The organism is Novosphingobium sp. FW305-C-30-35 (assembly GCF_058783135.1).
In genome coordinates, this window is the sequence record NZ_JBYSYJ010000002.1 from 442,438 (window position 1) to 460,619 (window position 18,182).

The following is an 18,182-nucleotide window of genomic DNA, read 5'->3' on the forward strand; positions in this document are numbered from 1 at the left end:
CACGTAATGTTCCAAGCGATGTTTCCCCGGGGAAACATCCAACAAAGATAATAAGTATCTGAAAGGACACGTCAATGAATTGCCCTATCGAGGATCGCCTGGCGATTCAGGACCTGATGATCGCCTATGCCCATGCGGTCGATACCGTCAGCGACATCGACGCGGTGCTCGACGTCTTCACCGAGGACGCGGTGTTCGATCTCTCGGGCATTGGCCTGACCCCGCAGGTCGGCCACGCCGGCATCCGCGAGTTCTTCACCAACGTCTTCGCCAACATGGAGCACCACGCCCACTACCTGACCAACTTCGCGCTGACCGGCTACGAAGGCGATACCGCTTCGATGCGCGCCTATGTGATCGGCATGGGCGTGGGCAAGGACGGCCGCGCCGTGACCGTCAACGGTCGCTACTATTTCGAAGTCCGTCGCACCGGAGCAGGCTGGAAGGCCACGCGCTACACCATGGACTTCCTGATGCCGCTCTCGGGCACGCTCGATAACGCGAAGTAACTTAGAAAAAGCAAGAAAACCAACCCCATCCGGCGCTCGGGGAGATCGCCGGTTACAGGAGCGCTTTACCATGGCCACCTATATCCAGGTCCCCGAAGTCGATGCCCCCTACCCCACCCACGCCAGCGCGCAGTTCCCCGAACCGCGCGGCGATGCCATCACCGGTGACCGCTACTGGTCGAAGGACTTCGCCGCGCTGGAATGGGAGCACATGTGGAAGCGCGTGTGGCACGTCGGCGGGCGGGAAAGCCAGCTCGAGGAAGCGGGCGATTTCATCACCCACAACTTCATGCGCCAGTCGGTCATCATGGTGCGCCAGAAGGACGGCGGCATCCGCGCCTTCCACAATGTCTGCCGCCACCGTGGCAACCGCCTCGTCACCGTGGAAGAGGGCGGCGTGGGCGAGCATTTCACTTGCCCCTACCACGGCTGGAAGTGGAACATAGACGGCGCGCTGGACTGGGTGCAGGACGAAGAGGATTTCCCGCAGGGCTCCCCCTGCGGCAAGTTGCGCATGAAGGAAGTGCCCTGCGAGACTTGGGGCGGCTTCATCTTCTACAGCTTCGATCCCAATGCCGTGCCGCTGATGGAATACCTCGATCCCATCCCCGCGCTGCTCGGAAATCGCGATCTCGCCAGCTGGAAGCGCGTGGTGTGGCGCACGCTGCGGGTCAACACCAACTGGAAGTTCGCTTCCGACAACTTCAACGAAGCCTACCACATCCCTGCGGTCCACCCGCAGTTCGAGGGCATGATCGACGATCACTACTCGACCACCGTGTTCGAAATGTACCCGACCGGGCACAATCGCATGATCGAGAAGCTGCAGCCTTCGAGCCGCTATCAGGACGCGCAGCAGATGAAACCGCTGTGGGCGCAAGTGCTCAAGGAGTGGGACCTCGATCCCGCAGACTTCGAAGGACGCGCACAGGAAGGCCGCCTCGCGCTGCAGCAGGCGCGGCGCAAGCTCGGGCCGGAGCGGGGCTACAAGCACTTCGAAAAGCTGGCCGATGACGAGCTGACCGACCAGTTCCACCACACTTGCTTCCCGAACCTGACGCTGACCGGCACGCCCGAAGGACTCCACGTATTCCGCACCGAACCGGACATGGAAGATCCCAACTGGTCAACCTTCGACTACTGGTATCTTGCGCCGGAAGTGGCCGGGGGCGCGGATGTGCCGACGCTTTATGGACTGCGCCCGTGGAAGGAAGCCGAGCATCAGAGCGGCGACTTTGACGCCTACAGCGCAGAGATCCCGCAGGGCGACTTCCTCATCCAGGATCTCGACGTGGCCGTGACGCAGCAGCAGGGCCTGCACTCACTCGGGCACGATGACGCCTATCTGGCACGGCAGGAAAACCGGGTGCGGCGGTTCCACGAGGTGATCAACGATTACATCGCGGGGCGGCGGTGAGCGCCCCGCAACCATGGCAAGAGACGACGGGAGAAACGTGACATGACCCAGCCCAGCAAGGGTATCGATCGCCGCCAGCTGCTCGCCGGTGCAGGCGTTGCAGCGGCGGCGGCAGCAACCGGCGGCATCGCCACCGCCGCACAGGCCGCAGACGCGCCCGCTTCGGGCTGGGACCATGAATTCGACGTGCTGTGCGTCGGCTCTGGCGCGGCGGCGGGGACGGCGGCGGTTACCGCCCTTGCGGCAGGCGCGAAGGTGATGATGCTCGAGAAGATGCCGATCCTTGGCGGCACCACCGCCAAATCAGGCGGCGTCACCTGGATCTTCAATCACTTCATCTTTCGCGAACAGGGCATCGAGGACCCCAAGGCCGATGCGCTGCGCTACGTCGTGCGCTATGGCTATCCGCGCCAGTACAACCCTAACAGCCCGACGCTGGGCCTTGATGAAAACCGTTACCGCGTGGTCGAGGCGTTCTATGACCATGGCTCTGCCGCGGTCGATCACCTGCGTGAGCTGGGCGCGGTGCAGTTCAAGCAGTTCCGCCTGTTCCAGGTGGACAAGCCCGCCCCGGACTATGCCGACCATCTGCCCGAGAACAAGGTGCCGACTGGCCGCGCGCTGGAACCGGCGGTGGGTTCGGGCTCGACCCAAGGCGGCGGCAGCCTTGCCTCGCAGATGCATGCATATCTGAAGGCCAAGGGCGTGCCGATCCTCACGCGGACCCGCGTTACCCGGCTGGTCAAGGATGGATCGGGCCGGGTGATCGGGGCCGAGGCCAAGCAGGGTGACAAGACCATCCGTATCAAGGCGAACAAGGGCGTGGTCTTTGGCACCGGTGGTTACAGCCACAACGTGCAGTTGTGCGATGTCCACCAGCCCGCCGTCTACGGCTCATGCTCGCTGCCGGGTTCGACCGGAGACTTTATTCCGATCGCGCAGGAAGCGGGCGCGATGATGGGCAACATGGGGCTTGGCTGGCGGACGCAGGTCGTGCTGGGCGAGGCGCTCAAGACGCGCGGGATCGGCCTTGGCGCCTTCGTTCTGCCGGGGGATTCGATGATCCTCGTCAACAAGTACGGCAAGCGCGTGGTCAACGAGAAGCGCGATTACAACGACCGCACGCAGGCCCACTTCTGGTACGACCCGGCGCACGAGGAATACCCCAACCATCTGATGTTCATGCTGTTCGACCAGCGCAGCATCGATGCCTTCGGTGGGGCCTTCCCCTTCCCGGTGAACAAAGCAGAGCAGCCACATCTGGTCGAAGGACAGACGTGGGACGAGGTCTTCGCCGGTATCGACGCACAGCTGGCAGCGTGGCAGGACCGGACCGGTGGCGTGAGGCTCAGCGCAGAATTTGCAGTAAATGCAAAGCAATCCATCACGAACTTTAATGCTTACGCCAAGAAGGGCGTCGATCCCGAATTCGGGCGGGGCAAGTACCTGTACGACCGCGAATGGCACTTGTTGTTCTCGGCGCGTCGGCAAGGCACCAGCCAACCTGAAAACCCGTTCCCGAACAATACGATGCACCCGTTTTCTGCAAAAGGACCTTATTACGCGATCGTGCTCGCACCCGGCACACTCGATACGGCGGGAGGTCCGCAGATCAATGCCGATGCGCAAGTGCTGGCTGCAAACGGGCAACCCATCCCGGGCCTCTATGCTGCCGGCAACTGCATCGCCGCGCCGACGGGCCAGGCCTATCTCGGCGCTGGCGGCACGATCGGTCCTGCGGTGACTTTCGGCTACATCGCCGGACGGCACGCGGTGTCGGCATGAAACAGCTTGCCCTGGGCGGCGCTGCCCTGCTCGCTCTCGCCTTCTCGGCACGTGCTGAACAACTTGCGCCAACCGTCTCGTATCAAACGGATATTGTGCCGATCCTGGAGCAGAACTGTGCAACCTGCCATCTGACCGGCGAAGAGGCAGGGGGCATGTCGCTGGTTGGCGATGCGGCGATCGGCTTCCTTGTCGGCAAGCCTTCGGAAGGGGCGCCTGCGATCATGCGGGTGGCACCGGGCGCCCCGGACAAGTCCTATCTGGTGATGAAGCTGGAAGGTACGCATAACGATCATGGCGGACAGGGCGCGCGCATGCCTTTCGGCGGAGCGCCGTTGAACGAAACCGACATGGCCAAGATCCGCACGTGGATCGCACAGGGAGCTACATCGTGAATCCGAACCTCGTATCGCTTGAAGGCAAGGTCGCCATCGTTACCGGCGCGGGCGTGGGCATGGGCGCGGCAACCGCGCGCCTCCTCGCCGCGCGTGGGGCAAAGGTCATCGTCTCGGACATCAACGCAGACACCGCTGCGGCCACTGTCGCCGCGATCCGCGAGGCTGGAGGCAGCGCCCATGCCGTGCGCACGGACGTGGCGGACGAGGCCCAGGTCGAGGCGCTGGTGGCGGAAACGGTCGCCACGTTCGGCAGGCTCGATTGCGCGGTTAACAACGCTGCGATCACACCCGATGTCCTGCCGATCCATGAAGCTGACATGGCAGTGTTCGACAAGGTGCTGAACGTCGACCTGCGCTCGGTCATGCTCTGCATGAAATACGAGATTCGCCAGTTGCTTGCGCAGGGTTCCTCGGGCTCGATCGTCAATATCGGCTCAGTCAGCTCGTTCCGCCCGCAGCCCAATAACGCGGCCTATGTTGCCGCCAAGCATGGCGTGATCGGCCTGACCAAGACCGGCAGTCTTGAATATGCCGGCAAGGGCATCCGCGTGAACGCGGTCCTGCCCGGCGCGATCGACACGCCGATGCTGCGCGGTGCGCTGGAGACGACCGGCTTCACCGAGGAAGAGTTCGCCCCCGCGCTCAGCCTGTTCGGTCGCTTCGGCAAACCGGAAGAAGTGGCAGAGGCCAGCGCGTGGCTGTGTTCGGACGCGGCGAGCTATGTCACCGGGCACAGCCTTGCGGTGGAAGGCGGCTACCTTACGCGCTAGGCGCTTTCGCGGGCGACGAGGCGGAAGCCGACATCGACCCACCGCTCTGCCGGGGGTTGGTTCGGGCGGTGCTTGCGGATGGCGGCGATGGCCTCGCGCGCGATCCGGGCACCGTCCACCTCGACCGAGGTGATCGTGGGGCGCATCTCCCCGGCGATCGAGCTGTTGCCAAAGCCGACCACGGCAATGTCTTCAGGCACGCGCAGCCCGGCGGCCAGCGCCTCGACGATGACGCCTTGCGCGAGATAGTCCGAGCCGCAGACCACGACGTCGGGCATCTCGGGCAAACGGCGGACCTCGGCAAAGATGCGGCGGGCGTGCCCAAAGCTCGAGGGCACCTGCACGCAGGATTCACTGGGCGGCTCGTGCCCGGTTGCCTGCCATTCCTCGACGAAACCGGCGCGTCGCATATTGGCGCGTGCACCTTCGGCGGTGACGACATGCGGACGGCGATAGCCGCGCGACATCAGGAAGCGTGCGATGTCACGCCCGGCGGCATGGTGCGAAAAGCCGACCGCCATGCCGATGGGGTCTTCAGGCAGGTCCCACATCTGGATGAACAAGGCCGGGCTGCGCCGCACCATGGCATCGACCTGCGGCGTGACCGGCCCGGTGAAGATGATCGCGTCGACCCGGCGGCTGAGGGCCGCGCGGATCAGGTCCTCGGTGCGCTTCTCCGAAACGCCGGTCAGGCCGAGCATGACCGTTGTCCCTGCTGCTGAAAGTTCTTCGACCATGGCCTGGATCGTATCGTTGAAGATCGAGTCGGTGAGATACGGAATCAGCACCGCGACCATCTTCGACCGGCTCGAGGCCAGACCGCCCGCCAGCAGATTGGGAATGTAACCGGTTGCAGCGATCGCAGCACGGATGCGCTCTGCCGTACCCTTTGCCACGACCTCGGGATTGTTGACGAAGCGGCTGACGGTCGCGGTCGATACCCCGGCCATCAGAGCCACATCGTCCAGGGTCGGCGTCTTGTCGATCGGTGCGCTCATCCCGCCCACGCTAGCGCGATCCCGGCCGATGATGCAATCGCTCTCTTTTGCCAGATCAGGCGAACCGCAGTGGCACGGATAGCGCGCCGATCTCTGGCCAGCGGCTGACCGTGACCGGCCCGGAAAGTTCGAACTCGCTGGTTGCGCCCAAGATTTCCTCGAGCGCGACGCGCAGCTGCATGCGGCCCAGATGAATGCCCGGGCAGTTGTGCGGGCCGCGCCCGAAGGCAAGGTGCTGGGCGATGTTGGGCCGATCCAGAATGAACTCGTCAGGGTTGGGGAACACGGCCTCATCCCGATTGGCCGAGGCATAGATCAGCGCAATCGCCTCGCCCGGTTCGATGGTACGACCGCCGAGGTCCACCGGGCAGACAGCGGTTCGCGCAAAGCCGCGATAGGGCGTGTACAGCCGGAGAAACTCTTCTATTGCCGCGGAAATGAGCGAAGGGTCACACCGCAGTTTCTGCTGCAGCGCCTTGTCACGCGAGAGATGCACGCAGATGTTGCCGATCATCACCATGGGCGCGACCATGCCGACGACAAGGACCTGCCGGACGGTGCCGACCAGCAATTCGTCGGGCAATGGCTCGCCTTCGTGCCGCGCCTGAAGCAGCGCGCTGGTGGGATCGAGCGCCGGATCCTGCGGGTGTTCGTGGCGCAGCGCGATCAGGGCGCGGGCCATGTCATAAAGGCGGAGCGAAGTCCCCTTCATCACCTCGGGCTTGTTGGAATGCACGGCAAGGATGAAAGCGCGGCCATTGTCATGGAGCGTATCGAGCCAGTCCTCGGGAATGCGCATCCATTCGCCGAACACGTGAACCGGAAGATAGCTGGACAGTTCGACGCAGATATCTCCGCCTCCCCGGGACACCATCGGCGCCAGCAGGGCACGGGTCAGTTCGCGGGCACGCGGGGCGAAGGTTTCGGCCCGATCGAGCGAGAGCAGGGGATTGAGCGCCTTCCGATATGGCGTGTGCTCGGGCGGATCGAGGTGCAACGGCGGCCGGCGCCCGGTATAGGCGACTTTCGGAATCACATTCTGGACCGAGGTGATGAAGGTGGCAGAATCCGACGCCACACGCTTTACGTCTTCGTACCGCGTCACTGCCCAGAAGCTGCCGAGGCCTTCTGTCCAGGCAACCGGGCACTGCTGGCGCAGGCGCGCATATTCGGCATGGGGGCTGTCAAAGTCTTCCGGAAGTTCCGGATCGAAATCCTGCAGGCGATCGGTCATGATCGGTTGCATAAGCACGCATTCAAGCGCATGCAAGCGCTATCATTCGTTTGGGCGCGGCATATGGACCAAGGGACGTGAGAGCGTGAAGTGTTGAGCGCGAGACGAGACTACTGGGCAATTATCGTGACCCTGGCGGCGATTGCGGCCACCGGATCGATCGCCATCCACATGCTGGTGCCGGCGCTGCCCCTGATCGCAGCCGATCTGGCAATCGGCGAAGCCAAGGCGCAGCAAGTGGTGAGCATCTACCTTGCCGGGCTAGGATCGGGCCAATTGCTGGCCGGCCCCATGATCGACCGCCTTGGACGACGACCGGTCATGCTGGCGGGCCTGATGCTGTTCATTGCCGGGGCACTGGCGGGGGCGCTGGCAACGACCACTGGCCTGCTGCTTGCCGCACGCGCCATGCAAGCAGCAGGCGGGGCCTTCGGCGTCGTGACTGCCCGGGTCATGGTCGGCGACTTGTTCGGCAAGGACCGCGCAGCCGGCGCGCAGGCGACCTTGATGACCATTGTGCTGATATCTCCCGCGGTTGCCCCCGTGATCGGCGGAAGCCTGGCCGATCTTGCCGGGTGGCGCGCCGTCTTCGCCCTGCTTGCGCTGAGCGGAGCGGCCACGCTGGCAGCGGCCTTCTGGCGCCTGCCGGAAACGGTTCAGGCCGGAGTGGCAAGCGCGCGCAGCGGACTGATCGCTTCCTACGCCAAGCTGGCAAGAAACCGGCAATTCGTGCTCACGGCGGCTACCTTGGGCGCCGCCAGTAGCGGATTGTTCATGTTCCTTGGTGCCGCCCCCTTCCTGCTGGTCCACCGTTTCGGCCTGTCCTCGGGCGAAGCCGGCACCGCGCTGCTGTGGGTGGCCGCCGCAAGCATCGTCGGGACGCGTCTGGTCGTGCCGGTGGAGCGGCGTTCGAGTGCTCTGATCATCGGCACGGGCAGTTCTGCTCTGGGCGCGGGGATTGCGCTGGTGCTGGCGCTGGTGGGGATCGAAGGTGTCGGGCTACTGATCGCGCCGATCATGCTGCTGGGTCTTGGAGCGGGCCTTGCCGGACCTGTTGCCTTCAACGCAGTGGGCTTTGCCGAACCCGGCCGTGCCGCCACGGCAACCAGCCTCGCAGGCGCGCTGCAGATGCTGGCAAGCGGCTCGGCGATGAGCGTGCTGGGGCTGTTTGCGCCCATAGATCCGCTGCGGTTGGCTGTGGCGCTGGTTATCACGACATCGACGGCATTGTGCTGCGCACTGGCGCGTTCACGGCTGGCGTCGGCGCGAGGCTAGGCCGCGCTGATATCGGCGACGACCGCGTCCAGCAAGCGCGCCGCGTCCGTTCCGGCCAGATGCACCTGCAGGCCGCGCTGGCCACCGTTGATGAAGATCGCGTCCCATAGAAGCGCGGTCTCGTCGATCACCACGGCCACGCGTTTCATCTGGCCGAACGGGCTGATCCCGCCGACCTTGTAGCCGGTGAGGCGTTCGGCATCGCCGGGACGCATCATCGTTGCGGACTTTGCCCCCAGCGCTGCCGCGACGCGCTTCATGGAAACCTCGCCGTCACTGGGCGCGATGGCACAGGCGGGCTTGCCGTCGATCAGCACCATCAGCGTCTTGAACACCTGCGCCGGTTCCACGCCCAGCGCGGACGCGGCGGCTTGCCCGATGGAGTCCGCATCGGGATCATATTGGTAGCTGCGCAGTTCGAACCGGATACCGGCCTGTTCGAGCGCTTTAGTTGCCCGGGTTGCCTGTGCCATAGGCGGTCCTTTGGCAGGACCGCCAATCGGAAGCCAGCCTGTTTGGAGTTTTGTGCATGAGCGTCGCGTTTCGCCGGGAAAGTGATGACGAACATCTTGAACCGGTGTTCGAACTGCCGATCCCGCCGGGGCCGAATCTGGTGACCGAGCGGGGACTGGCGTTGATCCGGACGCAGGTGGAGGCTTGCGAGGACAAGGTGCAGGCTCTGGTAGCCGAGGGCGCGGATGAGGCAGTGATCAAGAAGGCGCGGCGCGAACAGCGCTACTGGAGCACGCGCGCCGCAACGGCCGAGTTGATGCCCGCTCCCGATGGCGACACCGTGGCGTTCGGCTGCTCGGTCCAGTATCGTCTCAACGGCAAGGCGCGGTGGATCACCATCGTCGGCGATGACGAGGCCGATCCCGCCGCCGGGCTGATCGCATGGTCCGCGCCGCTGGCACGGGCGATGATGGAGGCCGAGGAAGGCGAGCTTGTCGATTTCGGTGGCAAGGCCGAGGCGATCGAGGTTCTGGCGATCCGACCGGCTTGTCTCGACGCCGAGGGCACTTACTCCGTCGGCTGAAACAGCGCGCCAACGTCAGCCAGAGTATCGAGCCCGAGGATCGCATCGGCAAGGCGGCTGGCGCCCTCGGGCATGACGGGGACGGCTGCACGCCCGACGCAATCGATGAACTTGGCGCGTTGAGCTGCCGGGGAGAGTGGCCGCGCAGGGCAGCCCAGCGCGTTCTCGAGCCAGGCGTGATGGCTTTCGCCATTGCTCGACACGATCCGCATCGCGCCGCCCACGCCGGGTTGCCATTCTGGCCGATGCTCCACCGTGGCCTGGACGCGGGCGGCCATGGCCATAACTTCGGGATCGGTGAGGCTGGCGGCGTCGAAATCGTCAAGCCGCACCGCGCCGCGCACCAGGGCCAGCGCGGTGGTGAAGGGAACCGAGAACTTGGCGTCAATCGCCGTCTCGGGCGCCTGCTTGCGGGCCAGCGGCTCTACGAGCATGGACTGGATGGCATCGACGCTGACTTCGACGCATTCGATGCTGAACTGCCTGATGCCGTGGCGCGCGGATAGGTCCAGCGCCATTTCGATGAACGGGTGCGTGCCGCGGCAGGACGGCCACGGCTTGAAGGTCAACTCGCTGCCCCAGTAATGGGTGCCGAGGCGGTCCGTCAGGTCAGCCGGATCGAACTGTCGGCCAGCGTAGAGCGCGAAAAAGGCGGACTTGCCCTCGAGCGGCTCTTCGAAGCCGGGGACGCCTTCGCGCGCCAGCAACGCGGCGGTCAGCGCGGCCTGGGCCGGAAAGGCTTCGCGCACCGCGCGCAAGGTGGTGCGGCGGCTGTGCTTGATCTCGCCCGGCATCGTCACCTGGCACAAGGTCAGCGAAAGGGCATCCTTGGTCTGCTGAGGGGACAGGCCCAGCAGATTGGCCGCCCCCGCCACCGCGCCGAATGCCGCAACGATCGGCGGGGGGTACCAGCCACCCTGCTCCATCGGCTGGCGTAGCGAAAGCGCGATCCGGCAGGCCACATCGCCACCGACGGCCAGCGCGGTGAGGAAGCGGCGGCCATCGACCAGGCCTTCTGATTGGGCGAGCGCGAGCAGGACGGGGACGAGCGAGGCGTTGGGGTGTGCCGGGGCGCGATCGAAGGCGTCCTCATAATCGACCGCGTGGGCCAGCGCGCCATTGGCAAGCGCTGCGCCAAGCGGCTGGACACGATGCGGCGTCCCGATGATCGAGCACGGCCCTGCCCCGTTGGCACGGGCCAGCGCGATGAACGGTGCGGCCTCGGGCGCCAAGCCACTGGCCGCGTGCATCACGCCGATGGCGTCGAGCGCGACGCTGCGTGCGCCGTCCCGGGCACGATCGGGCAGGCTTTCCCATCGGGCCGTGGCGATGTGGCGGCAGAGCAGGTCGCTGAGAGTTTCAGTCATCGTTTCAGCCGGGCAGAGGGCCATGCCAGCAGGGCGGGATCGTGGCGGCAGGTCCACTGGCCACGCTCAAGCCGGGCCGATGCGGGGAAAGCGCAGATCGGGCGAGTGAAGCTTGTGCCATCGGCAATCTTGCGCGCCTCGATGCGCGCGGGGGCGATGCCTTCCTCGACCCAGCGGATCAGCGCCCAAAGCATGTCGCTGGCCGGATCTTCGCTGATCGGCGCATGACCGGAAGCGCCAAATGTGTCCGCTCCCGGACCACCACGGCAATGGTACATGCCGGGGACCATGAAGAGGCGCACGGCTTCGGACAGCTTCGCGAGACCACCGTTATCGCGGGCCAGCGCGCCGTAATATTCGAGCGTCGGCCCGGCGTTGGTCGATGGGTCCTGCCAGCCCTGATAAATGATCGCGCGGTGCCCGGCTGAGAGGAAAGGGCTGATCGCCGTGCTGTCAGCCCGCAACTGCGGCATCACGCGGTTGATTGTGGCAAGATCACCGGTGCGGCTGAAGGTCAGCGCATCCCATTCGGGATCATCGTGCGCGGCGTCGGCCCACATCGCACGCAACAGCGGCGACGGCGGGCCGGGGCGCGTGCGGACAGCGGGGAACAGGCCCCGGTCCATCGCCCTGCCCCGTTCGTCGCGCAATGGTGCAATGACGGCCTTGAGCATAGCAAGCTTGGGCGCGGTCAGGCAGCCTTCGGCCTGCCCCGGCTTGCACAGGAGCGTCGCCGTGCGGAAGCGGCATTGCAAGGGGTTGGTGATGATCCCGTCGACCTTGCCGTCCAGCGGATCGCAGGCGCGGGTCACTGCGTTCTCGTAGAGCGACCAGTCACCGTCACTGAGCGCGGCCGCCGGCTTGCGCTGTGATTCGAGCGCGAACCACATCATCCGCACCGATTGCAGCGGCATGTTAGGCCCCGGCGCACCTGCAATCACGCCGTCATAATCGAGCGGGTGAACCTGCATTTCCTTGAGCGCCTGCCGGCCGCCGCCCGAGCAGCCGGTGAAGTAGCTGCGTTCGACTGGCCTTGCATAGAACCGTGCAGCGAGCGCCTTTGCGGCCTGTGCCGTCAGGTGGACCGCGCGATGTTCATAATCGGTTCGGGCCTTGGGCACACGCATCCAGTGGGCCTCGGTCACCTTGTGGCCGCTGTCGGTTGTGACGGTGGCGAAGCCTTGGGCGACGCGCAGGCTCATGTCCAGGTAGTTGAACACCCCGGCATCACCGCCGACGCCTGCACCGAGCAACCGCCCGTTCCACGCCATCGGCAGCCAAAGTTCGAAGCCGATGGTGCCCTCGATCCTGCCCTCGACCCGGCAGAACGGCGCATCGACCGGAACGGACTTGTAGAAGGTGGTCTTGTCGTCGGGCCTGAAGGCAACGCCTGCGGGGATCGCGGTGGCCTTTTCGACCACCACGTACCCGCTGGCGCCCTCAAGCGCGCTGCAATCGCCGGGGCTGGCGCTGGCAATCGTGGCCGCCGCCAGGAGCGATAGCAGCGCCGCCATCAGAACTTCACGCCTGCCGTCATCGAGAACATGCGCGGGATCGGGTTGGCGGACTGCGGATCGTAGCCGCGCGAGGTATCGACGAACGGCGGATCTTCGTTCAGCAGGTTACGCACGTCAAAGCCGATGCGCAGATGCTCGTTCACCTCGACGTTGAGGCCAAGGTCGAAGGTATCGTAGTTCGAGACCTTCTGCACCGGCGTGACCGTGGTGTTGGTGTAGGCAGCCAGGTGATTCCAGGTCAGGCGGCCGGAGAAGATGCCAACCTTCGCACCGATATCCGCCTGCGAACGGAACTTCTGCGGGAAGTTGATGAGCCCGATGACATTGGATACGGCAGCGCCGGGCAGCGCCTGGAACAGGTACTTGGTATAGTAGGTGCCCGAAACGCCCGCATCGAACTTCACCGCGCCGACATCCCAGTTGGCATAGGCCGCGAAATCGATGCCACGCACGCGCGAACGGCCGAGATTCTGGCGGCGTCCATCGACGATGAACTGCACGGCGTTGGCGTTGATTGTGTTATTGATCGGTAGCCCTGAGGCAATCAGTGCATCGACTTCGGCCTGCGTCGGATTCAGCTTCACGAACGAGGCATATAGCGGGTTGGTGAGGATGCCTGGCGTGCCGCGAAGAGCCTGGATCTGATCCTTGTAGTCGATGTCGAAATAGGTCAGCGACAGGCGCACCGCGCTGATCGGGCGGAATTCCGCGCCAACAGACCAGGTCGTCGCGGTCTCGGGCTTGAGCCCCGGATTGCCGCCCGCAATGCCGATGCCGGTGAGGTTGCCCGAGGCACCCGGCAGCGTATCATAGTAGAGCCCCGCCCCGCCCGCGATGGTCGAGACCTCGGTGAAGGTCGGCGCGCGGAAGGACGTGCCATAGCTGCCACGCAGGGTCAGAGATTCGACCGGCTTCCAGGTGAGGCCGATCTTCGGATTGGTGGTGCTGCCGAAATCGCTGTACTTTTCGTGGCGACCCGCGATCGACAGCGAGAGCTGCTCTATCCCCGGCATCGCATTGCCGCTGCCGACGATCGGCACGAAGAGCTCGCCGAACACTGCCTTCACGTTACGTGTGCCGGAATCGGCAGTGCGGCGCGGAGTGGCGGCCTGCCCGGTGAGCAGGTCGGTGTAGGTGTATTCCTCGCGATATTCGCCGCCAAGGGCCACGCGGACGGCGCCACCGGGAAGGTCGAACAGCGAGCCATCGAGCTGGACGTTGGCAACGTCTAGCTTGGTGCGGCCGGTGATCACGAACAGATTGTCGCGGATCTTCGCCAGAGTGGCGGGGTTGTTCGGCCCGCCGAAGACATTGAGCGCTGTGGCCGGGTTTGTATCGGCAAGGGCAGCGTTTAGTGCGGCGGTGTTCACGCCGAGGCGGCGATCGGCCACGTCCTCGGACTCGCCGTGGGCGTAATAGGCGGTCGCCTTGAAATCGCCGACCAGCTTGGCCTCGATCCCGCCGACGACGTTCCAGGATTCACCGTGGTAGGGGTTGAAGTCAGGCCCCAGCGTCGGGACCATCGACCACAGGACCGTCTGCTGCGTGGTGCCCGGAACAGGGGTAACGAAGAACGGGTTGGTGTTGCGCACCGTGGCGCTGATGTTGTTGATGCCGGCAATGGTACCGTTGCGATAGGAATAGAACCCGTCGGCGAACAGGCGCACGCTCTCGCCCACGTCCTGCGAGACGGCAGCCGTGACGTTGTAGCGCTTCTGTTCGGGAATTACGGTATCCAGCGCGTTGTAGAAGCAGCGGTTGGCAGTGCCAGCGACGAGCGAGCCGACATTGGCCGCTGTTACCCCGCCCTGCGGAATCGCGTAAGTCTTGCCGCCAAGGCTGATCGTGCCGGGATTGCAGTTCTGCACGCGCAGATCGCGTCCACCCCGGTTGCGGTTATCGTCCTGGTAGAAATCGAGATCGTAGCCGCGCAGGTGGGTGTTGTCGGTGTATTCGGCGGCGATCATGGCCGAACCGCCATCCCACTTCTTGCCGAAGATTCCAGCGAACTGCTTTTCGGTATATCCGCCCTCGGCGATACCGGCGCGGGCGCGCACCTCTACGCCATCGAAGTTGCGGCGCAGAATGAAGTTGACGACGCCGGCAATGGCATCGGAGCCATAGACCGCCGAGGCACCATCGGCGACAACCTCGACCCGCTCGAGCGCGATGGCCGGCAGGACCGAGGGATCGGTGTACTGGCCTTGCGTGCCCTGCGGCGGGAAGCGGCGGCCATCATACAGCAGCAGCGTGGCGTTGGTGGAGATGCCGCGCAGGTTGATACCGGCACCGCGCGTGGCGTTGGCCGCACCATTCTGGGCCGAGCCGCCGTTGCGGTTGGCGCCGAGCGACACGACTTGCGGCACGCGGCGGAGCAAGTCATTCGTCGAGGTGACCGGCTCCTGCGCGATGTCGTCCGCGCCGATGGCGATGACGTTCGAACCGACCGGGGCTATGCCGCGGATGCGGCTGCCGGTGACGATAATGGACTGGTCTTCGGGCGCGTCCGCAGCTGAATTCTGCGTCTCCTGCGCATGAGCAGATGCGATGCAAGCGATTGCAGATGTTGCGGCAAGCAACACCTTGAAAGAGTTCCGGTTCCCCATCTTCAGTCTCCCATTTGTATCTTCACGGCCCGACGCACTCCGCCTGGCAAATCGTTCAATTCAGGCAGTTTCGCTTCGCGCGTGCCGATGCGCGGAAAGGCGCGGGGCGAGCGAGAGCAGGACAATCGCGCCGACCAGCACGCCCGCGCCGATCAATTCGGCATCGCGCGGCATCTTCAGGCCCCAGAACCATGCGAGCAGGACCGAACCGCCGATCCCGGCGACAAGACTCGCCGCGCGCTCCAAAGGCACGCAGTAGGCGTTCTCGCGCGGGTCGAGCAGGATGATGATCGCCAGCACGGAAATCACGGTGAGCGTTGCGCCGATCCAGAAGAGGTCGAGCAGCACCGGATCGCTCCACACGCCGATGAAGCCCCAGGCAAGCTCGCCCGATTGGCCGCCGATGCCGCTGGCCGAGATGACACCCAGAATCACGACCGACATCGGCAGCGCGATCATCTTTTCCTCGACGAAATAGCGCCTTACCGAGGCCGGGTCACCGCTCTTGGAGATCTTCGTCATTACGAACAGGCGCAGGAAATATCCCAGCGTGTAGAGCACGACGGTGAGGATCGCGATCGGTGGGAGCTTGAGGCCACCCCGGTCGGACAGGGTTATGACCAGCGCGAACAGGACCATTGCCAGCGCAGTCCAGCTCCACCAGCGCACGCGGCGACCGAACATCACGTCGACCAGCGGCGCGATGATCAGGATGTCGCCGCGCATGACCAGCTGGATGAACGGGATGCTGACATTGGGGATGGTGAAGCTGAGCGGCACGCTGAACAGCACCAGCGAAGTGCCGAGGCCGGAAAGGAAGGTGTAGAATGTCGGGAACGGCAGGCGGACCGGCCCCAACGAGACTTTGTTAGCATCACGGTGCCAGCCCGACAGCCAGATGAAGCCCCAGGTCAGCACCATGTTGATGATCAGCGACGCGGGCAGGGTTTCGAGGCCGGTGAGCGGACGGCCAAGCCCGGCGTGCGGCTGCGAGGTGACCAGCTTGGTCACGATCACGTTCGGCAGGTACGCCAGCAGGTAAAGCAGGACGTAGCCCTCGAGGGGAAACGCGACGGCGCGCGGCTTCATGCTGCCTGCTCCAGCACGACCATGCCTGCGTCTTCGCGGTACGCGGCGTTGAGCCCGGCTTCCCGCGTGACGGCGGCCAGATAGTCAACCACCGCGGCATGATCTTCGCTGCCCGGCTCGGCCAGGCGCGGCACGGCATCCCGGCCGATGACTAGCGGCAGCAGGCCCGCGCGCAGCACCTTGCCACCGGCGATTTCGAGCCGCGCGATCATGGACAGGCACGCGGCCTTCGGGAAGTTGTAGAGACTTTCGAAATCCGGCTCCCACTCTTCGGCAAGGACGCGGATCTCGTTGAAACTCTTCGAATTGGCGTGGGCCTCGTCCATCGCAAGATCGGTGGCGAAATTGCAAAGCGAATAGAACACCGGCTTGCCGTCGATCAGCTCGCAGCCCTTGAGGATGTGGGCATGGCCGCCGAAGATCGCATCGGCCCCGGCGGCAATCGCGGCGCGGGCAACATCGCGCTGGTAATCGGCAATCACTGCACGGACGAAGTGGATGCCCCAGTGGTGCGAGACGAGGACGACGTCGGCCTGCTGTTTCGCGGCGCGGATGTCTGCCTCCATTGCGGCGAGGTCTTCGCGGTGGGGATAGGTGTGGACTCGCGCCGGGGTGCCTGGCTGGTCGTGCTCGATCTGCTCATAGACGGTGAAGGCGCGCATCGGGGCGCAACCGGGCCGACGTTCGTCAGCCCAGTAGGAATGCGGGAGAATGCTGGAATAGGCGAGGAAGGCCACGCGCGTTCCATCGCCCAGCGTGCGGATCACCGGGCGGCGAGCCTTGGCAATGTTGGCCCCGGCCCCGACCACGCTCATTCCCGCCTTTTCAAGATGCCCGCGCGTTTCGAAGAAGGCTTCGTGACCCCAGTCCATGACGTGGTTGCCGGCCATGGAGATCACATCGAACCCGGCGCGACCCAGAGCGGCTGCACCTTCGGGCCTGGCGAGCACGGCATGGCGCGCCTGGGGCAGACGGACACCCTTTTCGGCAAAGCTGGTCTCAAGCTGGCCGAACACCACGTCCGCAGCGCGCAGGACAGCCGCCGTCCCGGCAAAGCAGGCGTCGTAATCATCGCGGTCCATCGCGAGATCGCCAGTGGCCAGAACAGTGTGAATCACGTCTCTCCCTTCATTGTTATGGTCCATTGCTTAAAGGCGGCAAACGTTTTACGCAAGCGCTTGCATTGCAGAACCTGTCAGACAAATGTGCGGTGCAAGAGAAGGAGGATCGCTTGAGCAGACATCACATCATGGGCGCAGCGCTCGGCATGGCCATGATGGCAGCGCCGCTGGCTGCGCAAGACCAGCCCAACAGCGTCGACACGATGCCGAATGGACCCGGCACCGGGCCCTATCCGGCAGTGATGACGCAGGATCCGGCCCTGCCCGCGCATGTGATCTATCGACCGGCGGATCTTGCGGAAGCCAAGGCGCTGGGGGTGCTTGTATGGGGCAATGGCGGATGCAGCGCCGATGGCGCGAGCGCAAGGCAGCACCTGCTGGAGATCGCCAGCCATGGCTATGTAGTGATTGCGCCCGGCGCCATCATGAGCGGCCCGGGCGCGACAAAAAAGCGCGAACCGCGGGCGCCGGATAAATCCGGCCAGTTGCCGCCAGTTGCAACAACCAGTGCCGACGTGAAGGCGGGCCTCGACTGGGCACTGGCCGAGAACGCCAAGGCTGGAAGCGCGCTCTACGGCAGGATCGACGATAAGGCGCTGGCCGTGGCCGGGCACAGCTGCGGCGGCCTGCAGGCGCTCGAAGTGGCGCCCGATCCGCGCATCCGCACCGTACTGGTCCACAACAGCGGCGTGTTTACCGACGGCACCAACCCGATCCGCGGCATCACCGTGAACAAGGCGATGCTCGAGAAACTGCACACGCCGGTGCTTTATGTCCTGGGCGGGCCGGACGACATCGCCTTTCCCAACGGCACCGATGATTTCAAGCGGATCGACAAGGTGCCGGCTGCCATGGTTCAACTGCCCGTGGGCCACGGTGGCACCTTCCGCACCCTGAACGGCGGTGCGGTGGCGGCGCTGTCGGTCGACTGGCTTGAGTGGCAGCTGCGCGGCGACAAGACTGCGGCGCGCAGCTTTACCGGCAGCAACTGCCGCTTGTGCGTCGTGCCCGGCTGGACAATCGAGAAGAAAGGGATCGACTGACACGGGCGCGCCTGGTG

General features: G+C 64.9%; 16 protein-coding genes. 8 read left to right on the plus strand and 8 right to left on the minus strand.

Annotated elements, in window-relative coordinates; all coding sequences use genetic code 11:
- The first annotated feature begins 74 nt into the window (after positions 1–74).
- The 5 genes from AC3WLM_RS18710 (at position 75) to AC3WLM_RS18730 (ending at position 4,879) form a co-directional block, all read left to right on the plus strand.
- The gene (locus AC3WLM_RS18710; RefSeq protein WP_492478404.1) at positions 75–509 is read left to right on the plus strand and encodes a nuclear transport factor 2 family protein; all 435 of its coding nucleotides are present in this window, start codon (positions 75–77) and stop codon (positions 507–509) included.
- Positions 510–579: 70 nt separating this feature from the next.
- Positions 580–1,926 carry an aromatic ring-hydroxylating oxygenase subunit alpha gene (locus AC3WLM_RS18715; RefSeq protein ID WP_492478405.1) on the plus strand — a complete coding sequence of 449 codons (1,347 nt, stop codon included), beginning with the start codon at positions 580–582 and terminating at the stop codon, positions 1,924–1,926.
- Positions 1,927–1,968: 42 nt separating this feature from the next.
- Entirely contained in the window at positions 1,969–3,711 is a 1,743-nt protein-coding gene (locus AC3WLM_RS18720; protein WP_492478406.1) for an FAD-dependent oxidoreductase, read from the plus strand.
- Entirely contained in the window at positions 3,708–4,106 is a 399-nt protein-coding gene (locus AC3WLM_RS18725) for a c-type cytochrome (RefSeq protein ID WP_492478407.1), read from the plus strand. The genes AC3WLM_RS18720 and AC3WLM_RS18725 overlap by 4 nt, the downstream gene beginning before the upstream one ends.
- Positions 4,103–4,879: an SDR family NAD(P)-dependent oxidoreductase gene (locus AC3WLM_RS18730; RefSeq protein ID WP_492478408.1), complete on the plus strand. Its 777-nt coding sequence runs from the start codon at positions 4,103–4,105 to the stop codon at positions 4,877–4,879. The genes AC3WLM_RS18725 and AC3WLM_RS18730 overlap by 4 nt, the downstream gene beginning before the upstream one ends.
- On the opposite strand, the gene AC3WLM_RS18735 is transcribed toward AC3WLM_RS18730, so the two are convergent.
- Both AC3WLM_RS18735 and AC3WLM_RS18740 read right to left on the minus strand, forming a co-directional pair.
- Entirely contained in the window at positions 4,876–5,877 is a 1,002-nt protein-coding gene (locus AC3WLM_RS18735; RefSeq protein ID WP_492478409.1) for a LacI family DNA-binding transcriptional regulator, read from the minus strand. The two genes, AC3WLM_RS18730 and AC3WLM_RS18735, sit on opposite strands and share 4 nt — an antisense overlap.
- Before the next feature lie 55 nt (positions 5,878–5,932).
- A complete protein-coding gene (locus tag AC3WLM_RS18740) occupies positions 5,933–7,111 on the minus strand; it encodes a cytochrome P450 (protein ID WP_492478410.1) in 1,179 nt (392 codons plus the stop codon).
- A 93-nt stretch (positions 7,112–7,204) separates the two neighbouring features.
- On the opposite strand from AC3WLM_RS18740, the gene AC3WLM_RS18745 reads away from it, so the two are divergent.
- The gene (locus tag AC3WLM_RS18745) at positions 7,205–8,386 is read left to right on the plus strand and encodes an MFS transporter (RefSeq protein WP_492478411.1); all 1,182 of its coding nucleotides are present in this window, start codon (positions 7,205–7,207) and stop codon (positions 8,384–8,386) included.
- On the opposite strand, the gene ybaK is transcribed toward AC3WLM_RS18745, so the two are convergent.
- Entirely contained in the window at positions 8,383–8,859 is a 477-nt protein-coding gene (gene ybaK / locus AC3WLM_RS18750) for a Cys-tRNA(Pro) deacylase (protein ID WP_492478412.1), read from the minus strand. The two genes, AC3WLM_RS18745 and ybaK, sit on opposite strands and share 4 nt — an antisense overlap.
- A gap of 56 nt (positions 8,860–8,915) precedes the next feature.
- Between ybaK and AC3WLM_RS18755 the strand changes: the two genes are divergently transcribed.
- The gene (locus AC3WLM_RS18755) at positions 8,916–9,422 is read left to right on the plus strand and encodes a GreA/GreB family elongation factor (RefSeq protein WP_492478413.1); all 507 of its coding nucleotides are present in this window, start codon (positions 8,916–8,918) and stop codon (positions 9,420–9,422) included.
- Here the strand turns inward: AC3WLM_RS18755 and AC3WLM_RS18760 are convergent.
- The 5 genes from AC3WLM_RS18760 to AC3WLM_RS18780 are packed head-to-tail and all read right to left on the minus strand — an operon-like array spanning position 9,407 to position 17,146.
- Complete coding sequence (locus tag AC3WLM_RS18760; RefSeq protein ID WP_492478414.1) at positions 9,407–10,789, minus strand: MmgE/PrpD family protein; 1,383 nt, start codon at positions 10,787–10,789, stop codon at positions 9,407–9,409. The two genes, AC3WLM_RS18755 and AC3WLM_RS18760, sit on opposite strands and share 16 nt — an antisense overlap.
- Positions 10,786–12,303 (minus strand): tannase/feruloyl esterase family alpha/beta hydrolase, encoded by a 1,518-nt coding sequence (locus AC3WLM_RS18765; protein WP_492478415.1) that lies wholly within the window; start codon positions 12,301–12,303, stop codon positions 10,786–10,788. The genes AC3WLM_RS18760 and AC3WLM_RS18765 overlap by 4 nt, the downstream gene beginning before the upstream one ends.
- Positions 12,303–14,912 (minus strand): TonB-dependent receptor, encoded by a 2,610-nt coding sequence (locus tag AC3WLM_RS18770; RefSeq protein ID WP_492478416.1) that lies wholly within the window; start codon positions 14,910–14,912, stop codon positions 12,303–12,305. The genes AC3WLM_RS18765 and AC3WLM_RS18770 overlap by 1 nt, the downstream gene beginning before the upstream one ends.
- A 60-nt stretch (positions 14,913–14,972) precedes the next feature.
- On the minus strand, positions 14,973–16,001 hold the full coding sequence (locus AC3WLM_RS18775; protein WP_492478417.1) for a hypothetical protein: 1,029 nt from the start codon (positions 15,999–16,001) through the stop codon (positions 14,973–14,975).
- The gene (locus AC3WLM_RS18780; protein WP_492478418.1) at positions 15,998–17,146 is read right to left on the minus strand and encodes a CapA family protein; all 1,149 of its coding nucleotides are present in this window, start codon (positions 17,144–17,146) and stop codon (positions 15,998–16,000) included. The genes AC3WLM_RS18775 and AC3WLM_RS18780 overlap by 4 nt, the downstream gene beginning before the upstream one ends.
- Positions 17,147–17,232: 86 nt before the next feature.
- Between AC3WLM_RS18780 and AC3WLM_RS18785 the strand changes: the two genes are divergently transcribed.
- Positions 17,233–18,165 carry an alpha/beta hydrolase gene (locus AC3WLM_RS18785; RefSeq protein ID WP_492478419.1) on the plus strand — a complete coding sequence of 311 codons (933 nt, stop codon included), beginning with the start codon at positions 17,233–17,235 and terminating at the stop codon, positions 18,163–18,165.
- Positions 18,166–18,182 lie beyond the last annotated feature (17 nt).